12 protein-coding genes are annotated in these 16,768 nt (G+C 68.4%); all 12 read left to right on the forward strand.

The window, feature by feature from the left end; translation table 11 throughout:
* Positions 1-873 (forward strand): glycine cleavage T C-terminal barrel domain-containing protein (locus VM938_11855; GenBank protein ID HVF75735.1); only part of this gene is annotated, 873 nt, incomplete at its 5' end.
* A gap of 41 nt (positions 874-914) precedes the next feature.
* On the forward strand, positions 915-2,189 hold the full coding sequence (gcvPA, locus tag VM938_11860) for an aminomethyl-transferring glycine dehydrogenase subunit GcvPA (protein HVF75736.1): 1,275 nt from the start codon (positions 915-917) through the stop codon (positions 2,187-2,189).
* A complete protein-coding gene (gene gcvPB / locus VM938_11865; protein HVF75737.1) occupies positions 2,189-3,667 on the forward strand; it encodes an aminomethyl-transferring glycine dehydrogenase subunit GcvPB in 1,479 nt (492 codons plus the stop codon). The genes gcvPA and gcvPB overlap by 1 nt, the downstream gene beginning before the upstream one ends.
* Positions 3,668-3,769: 102 nt before the next feature.
* Positions 3,770-5,008: a hypothetical protein gene (locus tag VM938_11870; protein ID HVF75738.1), complete on the forward strand. Its 1,239-nt coding sequence runs from the start codon at positions 3,770-3,772 to the stop codon at positions 5,006-5,008.
* Positions 5,009-5,011: 3 nt separating this feature from the next.
* Positions 5,012-5,647 (forward strand): response regulator transcription factor, encoded by a 636-nt coding sequence (locus VM938_11875; protein HVF75739.1) that lies wholly within the window; start codon positions 5,012-5,014, stop codon positions 5,645-5,647.
* On the forward strand, positions 5,644-6,480 hold the full coding sequence (locus tag VM938_11880; protein HVF75740.1) for a lysyl oxidase family protein: 837 nt from the start codon (positions 5,644-5,646) through the stop codon (positions 6,478-6,480). Before VM938_11875 ends, VM938_11880 begins: the two co-directional genes overlap by 4 nt.
* 95 nt (positions 6,481-6,575) lie before the next feature.
* Positions 6,576-7,028: a hypothetical protein gene (locus VM938_11885; protein ID HVF75741.1), complete on the forward strand. Its 453-nt coding sequence runs from the start codon at positions 6,576-6,578 to the stop codon at positions 7,026-7,028.
* A gap of 295 nt (positions 7,029-7,323) precedes the next feature.
* Positions 7,324-7,824: a hypothetical protein gene (locus tag VM938_11890; GenBank protein ID HVF75742.1), complete on the forward strand. Its 501-nt coding sequence runs from the start codon at positions 7,324-7,326 to the stop codon at positions 7,822-7,824.
* Positions 7,825-8,265: 441 nt separating this feature from the next.
* On the forward strand, positions 8,266-11,289 hold the full coding sequence (locus VM938_11895; protein ID HVF75743.1) for a hypothetical protein: 3,024 nt from the start codon (positions 8,266-8,268) through the stop codon (positions 11,287-11,289).
* Positions 11,289-12,752: an ABC transporter substrate-binding protein gene (locus VM938_11900; GenBank protein HVF75744.1), complete on the forward strand. Its 1,464-nt coding sequence runs from the start codon at positions 11,289-11,291 to the stop codon at positions 12,750-12,752. The genes VM938_11895 and VM938_11900 overlap by 1 nt, the downstream gene beginning before the upstream one ends.
* 19 nt (positions 12,753-12,771) lie before the next feature.
* Complete coding sequence (locus tag VM938_11905) at positions 12,772-15,855, forward strand: branched-chain amino acid ABC transporter permease/ATP-binding protein (protein ID HVF75745.1); 3,084 nt, start codon at positions 12,772-12,774, stop codon at positions 15,853-15,855.
* Positions 15,855-16,643, forward strand: a complete 789-nt coding sequence (locus VM938_11910) for an ABC transporter ATP-binding protein (GenBank protein HVF75746.1) — start codon at positions 15,855-15,857, stop codon at positions 16,641-16,643. The genes VM938_11905 and VM938_11910 overlap by 1 nt, the downstream gene beginning before the upstream one ends.
* Positions 16,644-16,768 lie beyond the last annotated feature (125 nt).

The following is a 16,768-nucleotide window of genomic DNA, read 5'->3' on the forward strand; positions in this document are numbered from 1 at the left end:
GACGCGTTCGACCGGCTGCAGGGCGCGCTCACCGCCGACCTGTCCAAGGTCAGCCCGGGGCGAACCCAGTACACCCACCTGCTCGACGAGGCCGACGGCTCGGTGCTCGACGACATCATCGTCTGGTGGGTCGGCGACGACGAGTTCCACGTCATGCCCAACGCCTCCAACACCGCCCGGGTGGTCGAGGCCGTCGGCGGTGACGACGTCACCCGCCAGAGGGCGGTGATCGCCGTCCAGGGGCCGGAGGCCCGGCGCCGGCTGGCCGACGTCTCGCCCGAGGCCGCCGAAGTGCCCCGCTTCGCGGTGCGCCGGGTCGACTGGAAGGGCGTGCCGTGCGTCGTGGCCGGCACGGGCTACACGGGCGAGGACGGCGTCGAGGTGGCGGTTCCGGCCGAGACGGCCGCCGCCCTCTGGCAGGCGCTGCTCGACGCCGGCGTGGCGCCGGCAGGGCTCGGCGCGCGCGACACTCTGCGGCTGGAGGCGGGCCTGCCCCTCCACGGCCACGAGCTGGGCCCCGGCATCACGCCCCTGCAGGCCGGCCTGGGATGGGTCGTCGCCTGGGGCAAGGGCGAGTTCCGGGGCCGGGCGGCGCTGGAGGCCGAGCGGGCGGCGGGCGTCAAGCGGGCCCTGCACGGCGTGGAGACCGAGGGCCGTCAGCCGCCCCGGGCCGGCTGCCCGGTGCTGGTCGACGGCTCCCCGGCCGGCGAGGTCACCAGCGGCAACTTCTCCCTGATCCTCGGGCGGGGCATCGCCCTGGCCTTCGTCCCGCCCACCGTCGAGATCGGCACCGACGTGGGGGTCGAGGTCAGGGGCCAAGTGCTCGCCGGTCGGATCGTGCCCACCCCCTTCGTCGAGGCCCGACGGGGCTGATGGGCCACTTCGTCCCTCACACCGACGAGGAGGTGGCGAGCATGCTCGCCGATCTCGGCCTGTCGTCGGTCGACGAGCTGTTCTCGGTCGTGCCCGAGGCGCTGCGCCTCACCGGCGCCCTCGACCTGCCCCCGGGTCTCTCCGAGCCCGACGTCGCCGTGCGGGTCGAACAGGTGGCGGGTGCCAACCGCCGCTCGGGCCCCGACCTCGTCTGCTTCGCCGGAGGTGGCGCCTACGACCACGACGTGCCCTCGGTGGTCCGCCGGGTGGCCTTCCGCTCCGAGTTCGTCACCGCCTACACGCCGTACCAGCCCGAGGTGTCGCAGGGCGTGTTGCAAGCCCTGTTCGAGTACCAGACGATGCTGACCCGCCTGACCGGCGTGGAGATCGCCAACGCCTCGTTGTACGACGGCGCCACCGCATGCGTGGAGGCGGTGAACCTGGCCGTGGCCGCCACCGGGCGCTCCGAGGTGTGGGTGAGCGGCGGCGTACATCCGCAGTGGCGCGAGGTGATGCGCACGTTCGCGGGCGGCACCGGCCACGAACTGGTCGACGTGCCGTTGGTCGACGGCGTGACCCGGTTCCCGTCAGAGGGCGCGCCGGGGGCGATCCTGTTGCAGTACCCCAACTACCTGGGCTGCCTCGACGACATCGCGGGCGCGGCCGCCGCGGCCAAGTCACTGGGCGCCCTGCTGCTGGTGGCCTTCGACCCGGTGGCGGGCGGACTGTTGCGGTCGCCGGGCTCGTACGGCGCCGACGTGGTGGTGGGGGAGGGCCAACCCTTCGGCACGCCGCTGTCGTTCGGGGGGCCGTACCTGGGGTTGTTCGCCTGCCGCCAAGAGCACGTGCGGCGGCTGCCCGGCCGGCTGGTGGGCGAGACGGTCGACACCGAGGGGCGGCGGGCCTACGTGACGACCCTGCGCACCCGTGAGCAGGACATCCGCCGGGAGAAGGCGTCGTCGAACGTCTGCACCAACCAGACCCTCATCGCTGTGTGCTGCGTGATCCAGATGGCGTGGCTCGGCACCAGCGGGTTGCGGGAGCTGGCGCTGCGTTGTGCTCGGGGCACCCGCTACGCCCGGGAGGCGCTGCTGGCCGTCGACGGCGTGTCGCCGGTGGCCTCGGCGCCGGTGTTCCGGGAGTTTGGCGTGCGGGCGCCGGTGGCGGGTGAGGTGATCGTGGAACGCATGGCCGAGGAGGGCTTCCTGGCGGGCGTGCCCCTCGACGACGGCGGCCTGTTGGTGGCGGTCACCGAGAAGCGCACGCGCGAGCAGATCGACGCCTACGTGACGGCATTCGAGAAGGTGGTCAAGTAGTGGATGCCAAGTCGATCCCGCTCATGGGGCGGGAAGAAGAGCCCACCATCTTCGAGCAGTCGGTGGCGGGGCGGCGGGCGTGGTCGTTCCGAGAGACGGGGGTGCCTGAGTGGGGCGCCGACGAACTGGTGCCCGCCGACCACCTGGCCGACGCGCCCGCCGACATCGCCGAGGTGTCGGAGCGCGACCTGGTGGCGCACTTCACCCGGCTGACCCACCGGCAGTACTCGGTCGACCTGGGGCCGTACCCGCTGGGGTCGTGCACCATGAAGTACAACCCCAAGCTGTGCGACGACGCCGCCGGCCTGCCCGGCCTGGCCGACGTCCACCCGGCGGCGCCGGAGTCGATGATCCAGGGTTGGCTGGCGTTGCTGGCCGACCTGGGTGACGCCCTGTGCGAGGTCACCGGCATGTCGGCCATCACCCTGCAGCCGCCTGCGGGCGCGTCGGGGGAGCTCACCGGGCTGCTGCTGATGCGGGCCTGGCATGAAGACCAAGGCCGCCAGCGCACCAAGGTGATCATCCCCGACTCGGCGCACGGCACCAACCCGGCGTCGGTGACCCTGGGCGGCTACGAGACGGTGACCGTGCCGTCCGACGACCGAGGCCTGGTCGACGTGGGCGAGCTGCGCAAGCGGCTCGACGAGGACGTGGCCGGGATCATGCTCACCAACCCCAACACCTTGGGGTTGTTCGAGGAAGACATCGTGGAGATCGCCGCCGCGGTCCACGAGGTGGGCGGGTTGCTCTACTACGACGGCGCCAACCTCAACGCCATCCTGGGCGTGGTGCGGCCCGGCGACATGGGCTTCGACATCGTGCACATGAACCTGCACAAGACCTTCGCCGTGCCCCACGGCGGCGGTGGGCCCGGGGCGGGGCCGGTGGCCGTGTCGCCCCGCCTGGCCAAGTACCTGCCGGGGCCGGTGCCCGAGCGGCAGCCCGACGGCTCCCTGCGCTGGGCCACCCCCGAGCGGTCGATCGGCCGGGTGCACGGCTGGCACGGCAACGCCTTGGCGTTGGCCCGGGCGTGGTCGTACATCCTCGTCAACGGGGGAGACGGACTGCGCCGGGTGGCCGAGGCCGCCGTGCTGAACGCCAACTGGCTTCGGCACCGCCTGCGAGGCGTGTACGACGTGCCCTACGACCGGCCCAACATGCACGAGTTCGTGGCGTCGACCACCTCGCTCAAGAAGGCCGGGGGAGTGCGGGCCCTCGACGTGGCCAAGCGGCTGCTCGAAGAGGGCTTCCACGCGCCCACCGTCTACTTCCCGCTGATCGTGGCCGAGGCGCTGATGATCGAGCCGACCGAGACGGAGTCGTTACAGACCCTGCAATCGCTGGCCGATGCGCTCGAGCGCATCGCGGCGGACTCCCACGACGAGGCCGCCGCCGCCCCCCGCACCACCCCGGTCAGCCGGGTCGACGAGGCCCGCGCCGCCCGCACACTGATCCCCACCTTCGACGCCCGCCGCTAGAAACAAAAGAATCCCAGCAATTCCGACACGCTGGGCCGCGGTGGTCGTATTACTGGCGACGGCGGTCGACTGGAAGTCCTGGTCGCGCTTACGGCGGAGCACATGACCAATTACACGTTCCCGCTCGGGGGGCGGACGTGTAACGGACAGGTCGACCAGACGGAATTGTCCGCGGCCCGAGCCTTCGAGTTGGCGTGGGGGCTGGGCACCGCAACAACCAGGGTGGCCGTGGCGCGCCTGTTGGACTCGGCCCGCGGCGACGGCGTCGTCTCCGAAGCGAGGCTGGCCGACCTGCGCACCGTGGCCCACGCCCGATTGGCCGATCGGGACCGGATGCAACTCCGTCTGTGTTTCGCCGAGGCAGCCGATGCCCTGGTCGAGGCGGCCGATGGATCGGGCGCCGACGTCGCCGTGCGGGAGTTCAACCGCCGAGTGGGGCGATCGGTCGACATCGTGGTCCACGAGGTCTGTGTGACGGATCGTCGGCTGCGAGCGACGTTGCCCACCCGGCCACCGACAGCTGCAGTCGACCAAGCCCTGCGCACGTGGGACGCAAGCGAGCCTGCCCCGCTGGCGATTGACGGGCTGATCGTGCCGCTCTTGATGGCAGACAAGGTCGTCGGCGTAGTGCGAATGACGGGCCGCCACCAGGCCGAGCCCGACGCCGATGTTGCCACCGCGGTGGGGGACACCTGGTGCGACCTACTCCAGCGCATCCGCCGTCGCCATGCGGCGACAGCACGGCAGGATCGATTCGTCGTGGAGGCGCACGAGGCGATTGCGCCTCAACTGGCAGGCCTGTGCCGGCAATTGGCTGAATACGCGGTGGCGGCGCCCGACAGAGCCTCGCGTGGGCGCTTCGAGGAGCTCCTGCGGGTGGCCGCGGTGGGGCACCGGCAGGTCCGCCAGGCGGGGTATGCCTTGGCCACCGTGAATGCTCGTGACGGTGACGTCGCTGTCGGCCTGCGACGCCTGGTGGCACGCTTCCAACGGCACTCGGTGCTCGATGTCCGCTTCACCCGGCACGGGGTGCAGCAGCCGGTGGAGGCCCGGGTGGCCGACACCCTGCTCGCTGTCGCCCACGCAGCGTTGGTCAACGCCGACGCCCACGGCCGGGCTCGATTGGCAACGGTGAAACTCGACTATCGGGCGGAGGCACTCACCCTTCACGTGCGCGACGACGGGATTCCGTTCAGCGGGCGGAGGGTACTTGGCTCTGAGCTCGGCGCCCTGGTGTCGCGGGTGCGGTCGTTGGGCGGCGCCATGACGTTGCAGGGCAGCACGCCGCGCGGGGCTGCTGTCGAAGTGACGCTTACGTACACAATCAAGGGGGACTGCTGAGCAATGCAGCCAGTTCGAGTCATCGTCGTCGACGACCAGGAGATTGTGCGAGCGGGGGTGTCGAGCTTGCTGTGCAAGAGCGTCGACATCCACCTCGTGGGCACGGCTGCCAACGGAGAGGACGCGCTCGACCTGATGGCCTTGCTGCAGCCGGACGTGGCCGTGGTCGATTACTCGCTGCCCCGCATGACGGGCGTCGAGGTATGCGAAGAGGCATCGGAGCGCTTTCCCGACACCGCAGTCGTCATCCTCACCGACGAATCGAACGACGATGTCGTCAGGCGATCGATCGAGGCGGGTGCCCGTGCTTACCTGTACAAGGATGTCGAGGGGAACGAGCTGAACCGGGCCGTACACGCGGTGGCGAACGGCGAGACCGTCCTCGACACCAAAGTTGCCGGGCGAGTCGCTCGGTGGGCCTATCGAGGGGTGAACCGGGCCCGCGGGGTCCGCTTGTCGTCGCAAGAAACCAAAGTGCTGCGCTTGGTGGCCGAAGGCGAGAGCACGGCAGGCATCGCCAAGCTGCTGTGCCTCAGTGAGAACACCGTCAAGACGTATGTCCGCCGGTTGCTCGACAAGCTCGAGTGCCATTCCCGAACCGAAGCGGCGGCCATCGCCGCCAAGAGGGGGTTGTTGTGAGCCGTCGCATTCGGGTGGTTGCCCTTGTTGCCGCCACCGTCGCTCTCGCTGCCGTCGTGCCTGCGCAAGCGGGGGAGAAGGTGCTTCCCGGGACCTGTCGGGTGGGGCATCCGAAGGTGGTGCCGCCGGGGTGCGCATCGTCGCTGCTGCCGCCCGGAGCCCTTCCCAACATCGTGCCCAAGCCACCGGCGTACGTGAGCGTCGGGCCTGATGCCATTGCCTTCGATCCGGTTGGCCTGGTGACGACCGTTGACCCGAACACCAAGGTGCTGCGGTTCCCGACCCTGGTGGCCAACGTGGGCAGCGTGGCGTTGGAGCTGCTCGGCGAACCCACTGCGGATCCGGAGCGGTGGCGGGCGTTGCAGTGCACGTCGTGGGCGACCAAAGCGTGCCTGACCCGGCAGGAGGTGGGCGAGTTGGCGTGGCATGCAGCCCACAACCACTTTCACTTCCAGGACTTCGCCGACTACGAGTTACGGCGGGTCCTCCCTGACGGGACGCCCGACTTTTCGGCTGGTGGCCAGGTGGCCACCAGCCCCAAGGTGTCGTTCTGCCTGATGGACTCCGAGGCCAACAGCGAGGACAGCCCACCGCAGACCTACGTCGGCTGCCCCGGTGCATTGCAGGGCATCTCGGCAGGCTGGGCCGACCTGTACGACATGGGCCTCCCGGGCCAGTCGTTGCCCATCGCCGGGCTTGCCGACGGCCTCTACGCCATCGTGATCCGACTCGACCCGACCAACCGCCTGCTGGAGTCGAACGACGGCGACAACCTCGCCTACTCGATCGTCGAGCTCTACGACAACGGCAATGAAGCGCGGGTGATCGGCTGATGTCCGTGCACCCTTGATTGGCCGGCGTCGTTCTCGCCGGCGGTGCGACGCTCACCCTGCTGGTGGTCCCCGCTGCTCCGGCGCACGCAGAGAGCGTGGTCCAGCTGCGCTTCACGGGCGTAGCCGAGATGTCTCCTGGCCTGGTGATCGACAACTCTCGGCATGTCTCCGGTGCCATGTACAGCAGTGCTTGCGTCAACGTCACCGCCGGCCTGAAGAAGAGCGCGGGGGCCGGCCCTTGTGCGTTCTCTGTCTCGTGGACCGCCTCCGGCACGTGCGCCTATTTCACCGGGTTCGGCACAGGTCGAATGACAACCCACGACGGGCATGTCTACGTAGCAGCCGTCAGCCTCGTTGGCGTCGACGGCAAGGTCGAGATGGTGTTCGACCCGGTGACAAAGCAGTCGACTGGGCAAATAGGGACCGGGGTAGGAGTCGCCACACTGCGAGCCAAAGACCACACAGGCGGAGATCTCGCGTGCCTGAACGCCGCGGGTGCGTCGCGCTATGACGTCCTGAACGGTCAGGTGACATTGGCAGTGGGGTGAGATGCAACGGCATCCAATTGGCCCTCGGACGACAACCGGGTGACAGACAGGGTGACAAAAAGATCACCCCGAGGGGTGTCGAGACATATCACCCGAAGCGTCACACTGAGGACAGCACTTGGAGGCGGGGACAGGAGCCCGCACGGGCTCCGTTGCCAAGTGTGATGGGAACCCTCCGGGCAGGTCGCTTGTTCAACGCGCCTGCCCGACGCACTCACCGCCGTTGACCGAACATCAAACGAAAATGGAGAGTTGCATGCACAAGCGTCTCGTCCGAGGTCTCCTCGGACTTGGAATGACCCTCGCCCTGGTAAGCGGCGGTTCGCCCGCTCAGGCCCAGAGCTCGGTCGCCCTGCAGTTCACCGGTAGCGCCACTATCCCTGTCGGTCTCGAAGCGGCGAAGATCGAGACAGGCAGCTTCTCGTTCACATCAAGCGCGTGCACCGATGTCACCGCCGGCGTGAAGAAGGCCGCAGGCACCGGGCCTTGCACGATCTCGGCTTCGGGCACACTGACGGGTGCCTGTGGCTCTATCACAGGCTCGGGAACAGCGCAGGTGAGGACGCACGACGGCCACCTTTACACTGCCACCATCACAGTGGCCAGCACCGGCGGGAACATCGGCATTGGGTTGACGGCAGTCGTGAAGGTGTCGACCAACCAGCGAGGTGCTGGTGCCGGTGACGCCACAGCCACCCCGTCGTCGAGCACAGGCGGGGCGCAGGCGTGCCTCACCGCCCCCGGGGCAACAAAGTACGACATCGTGAACGGCGCGGTGACGTTCAGCGTCGCCTGAGCCGCTAATCAGCACCAGGGATTTTGCCAGGGAGGGCGCCTTCGGGCGCTCTCCCTTTCCCTGTCGACCCCGATGCGGATTCACCAGGCAGACTGATCATGTCTCAACCTCCAGGGCAACACGGTGCGAGGCCTTGGACAAGGGGCGTCGTTCGACATCTGGATTCTTTCGAACAGGAAGGCGCTCGTACGCCCTCGGTCATGCAGCCGAACGCGACATGTCCCGGCGGGTCGCTACCCTGACGTCCAGCACGGGTGACAAGGAATGTGCATGTCGCCCGTCGAACAGCAGAACTAGCAACCAGAAAATGACTGCACCTGCGGTCGACGCGGCTACTTCGTACTCAACACGTAGGGGGAATACTTGACGGGCATCGCTGTACGGCGGACTCCACGTAGGCACATCAGCCATGTGGTGAGAGGTACAGCGAGGAGGGCAGCGGTGACGTCGTTGTTGCTGTCCGCTCTTGTTTCCGTTTCCCCGACCCTTCTGACGGGCTCGGCTGCCCAAGAAGCGGGCGCGTCCGGTGGTATCAGGGAAGTCGCACAGCTCCCCGTTGCCTCGCCCCCTGGCCTGAGCGTCGACGAGGAAGCTTCCATGGGGTGGCTGATCCTCAACCCCACCAGTCGCCGGGGGTATCAGATCTTCGAGACGGGCTTCTCTGCCGAGCCTTTCAACTCTGTGATCGTGCAGTCGTTCGACCTCGACACGCTCGCACTGAGACGACGGGTGGCATTTGCCGGTGACGCGTTGGTGACCGGGACCGCTTCCGGAACCAACAATGCGGCGGACGCGGGAGAGGTTTTCCACGCAGTCGACCAGAAGCGAGGCCTGGTCTACATCGCGCTGGCCAACAAAGCCGGCACCGGTAGCCGTATGACGAGCGGGGCCGACGGCGTCCGTCCGTTCAGTCGGATCGTCGTCATCGACGAGGCCGCACTCGACCGGGGCGACGCTGCCTTCTCCGCCACCTTCAGGGAACCCGTCGTCCAACTGCCGCTGCACGACTACTCCCTCAAGTCCATGCAGTTGGAGGAGCGTGGCGACCATGGCCGGCTGCTCATGCTCTTCGCCGACCCGCCGAAAACACCGTTCCGAGACGAAGGCGCCTACACCCACATGCTGGCCGCCTGGCGTTGGGACTCGACAACCAGTCCACTGCGGGCGAACGCGCCATCCGAGACGGCGACGCAATCGACTCCTGTCGTCGATTGGGCGTCCGCCAATCCCCCCCAGGCGGGCGCGCTTCCGGGCACCCGCGTCCTCGAGTCGTGCAGGACGGTCCCCGTCGGAGGTGACCGGGGCCGCTATCGCTGGGAGCTGCTGGTCACCCCTGGCAATCTGCACGTGGTGTGCCAAAGCGGACGCCTGAGCGCACAGGTGATACGGCTGCCGCGTAACGCCAACGGCGAACCGACGGGCGAGGACGCACAAGTACGGCTCGGTCGATTTGCGCTCGACGTCCTCGCCGACCCGTCATCGGGGCGGATGTTCCTGCGCGAGGACAACGGCCAGGGCGAGACGTGGTGGGTGTTCGACAGCAAGGTGCTGCGTTTCGTGGGGTCTATCGCGAGCATGCTCGGCTCGACGTCGTCAGCCGCTGCGGGTCTCGACCCGACCACCGGACGGCTGTACGCAAACATCTCTGACCACGTGTTTTTCAAGGGTGCAGGCACGGAGGTGACCCACAGCCGCTCTCCGGTTCGTGGCGGATTCCAGGTCGTGGACCCGTTCATCGACCCGGTACCGGCGTTCGAGAACGTCGTACCCGAGCTCGCTTACCCGGGGCGGCTGCGGATCCAGGTGGACCCCGTGCGACGTCGCCTGTTCATGCGGCGGGGAGTCCCGAACCCGAACAACATGCGGTTCGTCTATCCCGAGACCGATGCGGCAAAGATGGTCCCTGCGCCGGTTGAGCCGTTCTATCGGGTGCTCGAGGATCGCATCCCCCTCGCGACGCCGCCGCCGTCCTCGGGCGACGATGCTTTCACCACCCAAGTGAACGAGGCGCCGGGACTTACCCAAGCATCGTTCCTCGGCGAGGGCACCGGCTTCGGCAGTCGAGTGCTTCTCACGGGAGGGATTGCTGCAGCGACAGCGGCAGGCCCCGAGGCGGACAGTGGCCTAGGCGGTGACAGATCACCCATACGCGCGTGCGCCACGGTCGATCGCGAGCTGGTGGTGGCGGAGGCTACCTCGGCTTCGGTATCCGACCTGTCGGCCAGCGCAGCCGGATCCGGTTTCGACGCCGACCCAACGACCGAAGCCGACATGGAAGACCCGGCCGGACGGTGCTGGCAGATGACAAACCCTGCGGTCGTGGAGTGGCCAGGCCCGAATCCGGAGGGCTACTCCTTCGACGCCAACGACGACGACATCGACGATTTCCTCTCCGAGTGCGAAGGCGACGAGTCGACGACGAACCAGAAGGTCGGCTCCGACCGCGGTTTCACGGCGGCGGCCGACTGCAAAGCTTCGGAAGATCGCGCCGAGGTAAGGACGACGGGAGCCTTTTCGGTAACCGGCCTGGCCGGGGCCGGCAGCGGTTCAGCGGGTGCGACGTCGTCGTTCTCGACAGTCGAGGTGGAGCGCCCGAAGGACGGTGGAATCAAAGTCGTCGTCACCTCGGAGGCCCGAGGGATCGAGTTGCCGGTGAGTTCGAGTGCCCGCATCGACAGGGTTTGGGTGCAGGCAAAAAGCTGGGCCGGCGGCCGCAAGGAGACGGCGGCCACGTCGTTCGAGCGCCTGATCTGTGGTGTCGACCTTGGGCCAGGCAACTTTCAGCAGTCGGGCTGCCTGACGAAAGCCGACGAGCAGAGGTTCGCAGCCAGCTTCAACCAGGCCTACGGCAGCTCGGGACGGATGCAGTTGCGCGAGCCCGATCCCGACCTTGCCAAAGGCACGGTGCACGGATACCGCGCCGGAGTAATTCGTGACGATCTCGACCGGTTCACCGATCAGGTGATCCATCGGGACAGCTCGTTGGCGATACCTGGCTTGGAGATCATCTTCTTCCGGGGCGACAGCCAGTTCCGTGGAGCTGGTCGGCAGATCTACCAGTTCGCCGCCGCCCAGGCTGCCACCACCTACGGAATCGCCTGTGTGAACGGCATGGGAAGCGACGGTGGTTGCGCAGGAGGCCTCGGCAATCTCGGTGATAGCGGCTTCGGCGGTGTGGGCGACAGCTTCGGCACCGGCGCCACAGCGGGCACCGGTGAGATCCCTGGCCTTCTGTACGGCCTGGGGGCAGGATCGAGCCGGGACGCCGGTGACCCGCTCGGCCGCTTCCTGCGGAAGCTGCTGGGCCTTCCCGCCGACCTGGCCCGGTTGTTCTGGTCCTCGCCGGCCGAGTTCGGGCTGATGATGGCCATGTGGCTCCTTCTCTATTGGCCCTGTTACGCGGGGGAACGGCGCCGCACCTTGCGAAGGCTCGCCGCCGGACGGATGGCAGGGGGAATGGCCTGATGGCACTGCCCAAGATCGAAAGCGGCGTGAAGAGCTTCATCGTCGTGCTGGTGATGGTGCTGGTCGTTTCCGCCTTGCGGTACGAACCCGGCAACAACGCCGACCTGGCTGCTGGACAAGGTGCCGGCACCGACAGCGGCCCCTTGGCCGGTGACGCGGGCACCGCTGCGGGCGAGGGCGTCGCCGGCCCGGGCACCGAAGGTGTGGCGGGCACGGCGGGCAGCGCCGGGACTGCAGGAACCGCGGGCGGCGGCGGCGGTGCTGCAGGCGCCGAGTGCAAGGCCGGACGCAACGGCGGCAACACCGACACCGGCGTCACCGGTAACCAGATCCGCTTGGCCACCACGGCCGTGCTCGACGGCCCGGCCCGTAGCCTCTTGGGCGACTCGCCCGTTGCCATGAAGGCCGTGGTCGACAAGGTCAACAAGGCAGGCGGCATCTGCGGGCGCCTTCTCGACCTCCGCGTCGTCAACGACTCGTTCAAGCCGGAAGGCAGTTCGTTCATCCGCAGCTTCGCCGCCGAGGGGTACTTCGCCCTCCCGGTGGTGCCCTCCGCCGAGGGCCTCGGGGCCGCCATCAAGGGTGGCGTCATCGCCCGAGCGGGCATCCCCGTGGTGGGCACCGACGGCATGCGTGAGGAGCAGTACAACGAGCAGTGGGTGTGGCCCGTCGCATCGGCCACCGTCACCTCGATGCGGGTCATGGCCAAGTACGGGGCCACAAACCGCGGTGCCAAGACCTTCGCCATCGTCTGGGACGGCGAGTACAAGTTCGGTCAGGAAGGCAAGGACGCTTTCGAGCAGCAGGTCAAGGCCATGGGCCTGAACCTGGTGGCCACAGCCCGGCTCGACCCTGACCAGCAGTCGTACGCGTCGGAGGCCGAGGCCTTCAACGGGGCGTGCGGCAGCAGCGGCGAGAAGTGCGACATGGTGGCCATGCTCCTGCTGCCCGACACGGCCAAGAAGTGGCTCCAGCGTCGCCCCGCCCGCGGTCGCCTCTACACCGCCGGCGCCCAGACCCTTTTCACCGATCGCTTCGCCCAGGACTGCGTGCAGCAGATCGGCGGCGACTGCCACGGCTTCGCCGTGTGGACCGGCTACAACCCGCCCATCGGGCCGTTGGCCACCCTTCCCGGGGTCGCTGCCTACGTGAGCGACGTGCGCGCGCTGAAGCCCGACATCGACATCAACAACCAGTTCATCGAGGGCAGTTACCTCGGCATGAGCGTGTTCGTCGAGGCACTGAAGGCGGTGGGGCCGAACCTCACCCGCGCTCGCCTCAAGGCGCAGCTCGACTCGATGGACTTCAAGAACGACTTGGCGTCGACGTTGTCGTGGCGCCCGGGGAACCACGCGGCCAACGTGCGGTCGCAGTCGTTCTCCATGACCGTAAGCGGGGGGACCTTCCGGGGCTGGACCAACGACCAATCCGGTTTCATCCTCGACCCCGCCCGCGGCGGCTGACCCTCCAGAGGCCACCCACGTGACTCGCGTCTTCGTTTCGCTGGTCCTGTCGTTGCCGCTCGTCGGCGCCTACGGGATCTTTGCTATCGGCATCGTCCTCATCTACCGGGCCTCGCGCATGCTCAACCTGGCGCACGGCGCCATGGCGATGGTGCCGGCCTACCTCCTGTACGCCATGGTCCGAGTCGGCATCCCGGTGGTGATCGCGCTGCCGCTCGGCATCCTTGCGGGTGCACTGCTCGGCCTGGCGGTCGAGAAGGTCTTCGTCAGCCGGCTTCGGCCCGACGGGCCGACGGCCCAGACGGTCGGCACCGTGGCCGTGCTCGGGTTGCTGGTCGCCGTTGCCGCCCGCATTTGGGGCACGGCCAGCCTGGACGCCGTGCGGGTGTTCCCGGCAGGCCGCGTCGATGTCGGCCTTTCCAGCATCCAGTACGGCGAGATCGGCCTCTTCATCGTCATGCTGGTGCTGGCGGGCGCGCTGTTCGCCCTCATCCAGCGCACCGACATCGGCCTCATCATGCGAGGAACGGCCGAAAGCCGGCTTGCCGCCTCGTTGATGGGCGTCAATCCCGACCGCATCACGTCGATGACCTGGGCGCTCGGCGGCGCGCTGGCCGCACTGGCCGGGATCCTGTTGGCCGCGGTCACCTCGTTGCACCCGTACAACCTCGCCCTTCAGGTGTTGCCTGCCTTCATCGCCGCCCTCATCGGCGGCCTGGGCAGTCTCCCCGGCGCCCTCGTCGGGGCTACCATCGTGGGCGTCACCCAAGGCCTCGTGCCGGTGATCGGCTTCCTCGGCGAACTGCAAGGCGCGCCGCAGTTCCTGCTCGCCGTGTTGTCGGTCGTGGTGATGGCGACCCGGGGCAAGGCGCTCGTGGCCGCCGACGACGCCGGCGCCGCCGACGCGCCGACGACGGGCGCTGCGGTCAAGCGGGCGCAGCGGTCCGAAGCGCAGGCGAGCGGCGGCCGCATTCGCAACCCCAACGTCGCCCTGCTGGTGGTTGCGCTTGTCGTGGCCTTCCCGTTCTTCCCGAAGGTGCCGTCCTCCATCGTGGGCACGGCCAACCTGGCGGCCATCTACGCCATCATCGCCGTGTCGCTGGTATTGCTCACGGGCTGGGTGGGCCAGATCTCGCTCGGCCACGCCGCGTTGGTGGGCATCGGTGCCTACAGCACCGGCCACATCGCCGAGGGCCTCGGCATTCCGTTCCCCCTGAGCCTTCCGCTGGCTGCCGCCTGTGGCGCGGCGGCGGCCGCCATTCTCGGCGGTGTCGCCCTTCGGGTCCGTGGGTTGTACCTGGCGGTGGCGACCCTGGTTTTCTCGTGGATGGCGAGCGAGTTCCTCTTCCGACAGGACTGGTTCACCAAGCACGACCAGGTTGCAGCCCGTGCCATCGGCAAGCCCGACGCCATCCCGTACTTCGACTTCACCGACCGCCGAGTGTTCTGGTTGGTGGCCGTCGGCATCCTCGGCGGAGTCGTGTTCACCGCCGCCTGCGTGCGCGACTCCAAGACCGGGCGTGCCTTCTTCGCCCTGCGCGGCTCGGAGATGGCGGCCGCCTCCTTGGGCATCGACGTCATGCGCTACAAGCTGCTCGCCTTCGTCGTCTCCGGTGCGATCGCCGGGGCCGCAGGCAACCTGATGATGACAGACGCCGGTGTGGTCAGCGGCGACCAGTTCACCTTCAACATCTCGTTGTTCTTCGTCGCCATTGCCGTGGTCGGCGGGCTCACCAGCCTGCCCGGGGCAGTGGCGTCGGGGGTGTTGTTCGCCGCCCTCGCTGAGGTCTTCTACCGGGTGCAAGCGCTGGGCGCGTTCCTCGAGATCGTCTCCAGCTTGCTGCTGGCCGTCGTGCTGATCGCCTATCGCGGCGGCTTGGCCTCGGTTCCCGACCGTTTCGGGGTCGTGGCCGACCGACTGGAGCCGGTACTGAAGCGCCTGCGCGAGAAGGTGTTCCCCGGCCTTGGGCACTCGGGCGACGGCGAGGACACCCCGGAAGGGGAGCGGGCCAAGCAACAAGAGCCGGGGCCTGTCGCTGCCTTCTTCGCCCGAATGCGGGCCTCGGTGCGCGGGTTCGTCGCCACACTGCCGTTGGGCCGGTTCCGCCCGTCGCCCACACCGGCCTCGGTGACGGCGCGACCGCCGATCGACTTCAAGGACCGCCTGCGCATGGCAGCGCCGTCCACCACCAACGGCTCGGCCCATGCGACGCCGCAACCCGCCGAGAACGGGGCGGCGACGGCGCCGCCGAAGATCGAAGAGGGACTGCTTGTGGCCCGAGGCCGCGTGGCCGAGTTCCGGCCCACCGGTCCCCGGGAGGAGCGCGAGCTGCTCATCGAAGCGCGCGACATCACCGTTCGTTTCGGCGGCCTGACGGCGGTGAACGAGGCGTCGCTCGAAGTTCGTGAGAACGAGATCGTCGGGCTTATCGGCCCCAACGGGGCAGGCAAGACCACCTTCTTCAACGCCATCGCCGGCTACAACACACCGGCGTCGGGCACCATCTCGCTGTACGGCGAAGACGTCACCGCGCTGCCGGTGCACCGCCGTGCCCGCGTGGGCGTGGCCCGCACCTTCCAGCTCATCCAGCTGTTCCGCCAGCTCACCGTCTACGAGAACCTGTTGGTGGCCACCCACGTGCACAACCCGACGGGCATCGGCTCGCACGTCGGCGTCACCCGCAAGGCCTTGGAGGCCGAGCAGGCCGCCGTCGAGCGGGTCGACGAGATCCTCGAACTGCTCGACCTCAGCCACTTGGCCAACCGCTCGACGGGCGACCTGCCTTTTGGCGTGTTGCGCATGATCGAGGTGGCCCGCGCCCTCGTCACGGGCTTCAGCGTGGTCATGCTCGACGAGCCCGCGTCGGGCCTCGACAACAGCGAGACCGACAAGCTCATCGAGGTCCTGCGTTTCGTGCGGGGGCTCGGCGTGACGTTGCTCCTCATCGAACACGACGTGCGCATGGTCACCGGCGTGAGCGACTACCTCTACGTGCTCGACCAAGGCCGGATCATCGCCCACGGCGTGCCCGAGGAGATCCAGCGCAACCCCGAGGTCATCGCCGCCTATCTCGGCGAGCCCGTGAAGGAAACGGTGGGCTGATGGCGCTGCTCGAAGTTCGCGACATCGACGTCTTTTACGGCTCGGTGCAGGCGCTCCGTGGCGTCAGCCTCACGGTGGAAGCGGGGGAGCGGGTCGCCCTGCTCGGCGCCAACGGCGCAGGCAAGACGTCGACGCTGCGCACCATTTCCGGCCTCCTGTCGCCGCGACGGGGCAGCATCATGTTCGACGGCGAGGAGATCGGCGGCATGCCCGCCTACGCGGTGGTGGGGAAGGGGATTGCCCACGGCCCCGAAGGCCGGGCGCTGTTCCCCGGCCTGTCGGTCGAGGAGAACCTGCGCTTCGGCTACTTGCCCCGCCGCAAGGACAAGGCAGGCTACGAGCCGGCGTTGGAACGGGTCTTCGACTACTTCCCTCGACTGAAGGAACGCCGCAAGCAGGCGGCGGGGACCATGTCGGGCGGCGAGCAGCAGATGCTGGTGGTCGCCCGTGCCCTCATGAGCGCGCCCAAGCTGTTGATCGTCGACGAACTGTCGCTTGGCCTGGCGCCCAAGATCGTGTCGTTGTTGTTCGACATCATCCGTGACGTCAACGCCGAAGGCACGGCCGTGCTCATCGTGGAGCAGTTCGTGCACATGGCGCTGGAGAACACCGACCGCGCCTATGTGTTGGCCAAGGGCGAGGTCGTGGTCGAGCGGGCGTCGTCGGAGTTGGCGGGCAGCGAAGAGCTCCTGGCGTCGTACCTCGGTGGCGAGGTCGACCCCGCGGGGGAGATGGCCGAGGCGATGCCCGAGCCTGCGACGTCGTCCGCCCGGCGCCGTCGTCGCTGAACCGCTCAGACGCGTGTCGACGCGGCCCTGAGCACCTTGCCGGTCACGAACCCGTGGGCCGGGCAGTTGCCGTATGTGCGTCCGTCTGTCGTCTGGTCGGCCGTCAACTCGTGGGTGCAGCCGGG

Source organism: Acidimicrobiales bacterium (assembly GCA_035536915.1).
Lineage (GTDB): Bacteria > Actinomycetota > Acidimicrobiia > Acidimicrobiales > JAHWLA01 > JAHWLA01.

Coding starts and splice junctions, on each gene's coding strand:
- VM938_11900 (HVF75744.1), top strand. CDS start 11,289: ATGGCACTGCCCAAGATCGAAAGCGGCGTGAAGAGCTTCATCGTCGTG.
- VM938_11870 (HVF75738.1), top strand. CDS start 3,770: ATGACCAATTACACGTTCCCGCTCGGGGGGCGGACGTGTAACGGACAG.
- VM938_11875 (HVF75739.1), top strand. CDS start 5,012: ATGCAGCCAGTTCGAGTCATCGTCGTCGACGACCAGGAGATTGTGCGA.
- VM938_11890 (HVF75742.1), top strand. CDS start 7,324: ATGACCCTCGCCCTGGTAAGCGGCGGTTCGCCCGCTCAGGCCCAGAGC.
- VM938_11910 (HVF75746.1), top strand. CDS start 15,855: ATGGCGCTGCTCGAAGTTCGCGACATCGACGTCTTTTACGGCTCGGTG.
- gcvPA (HVF75736.1), top strand. CDS start 915: ATGCTCGCCGATCTCGGCCTGTCGTCGGTCGACGAGCTGTTCTCGGTC.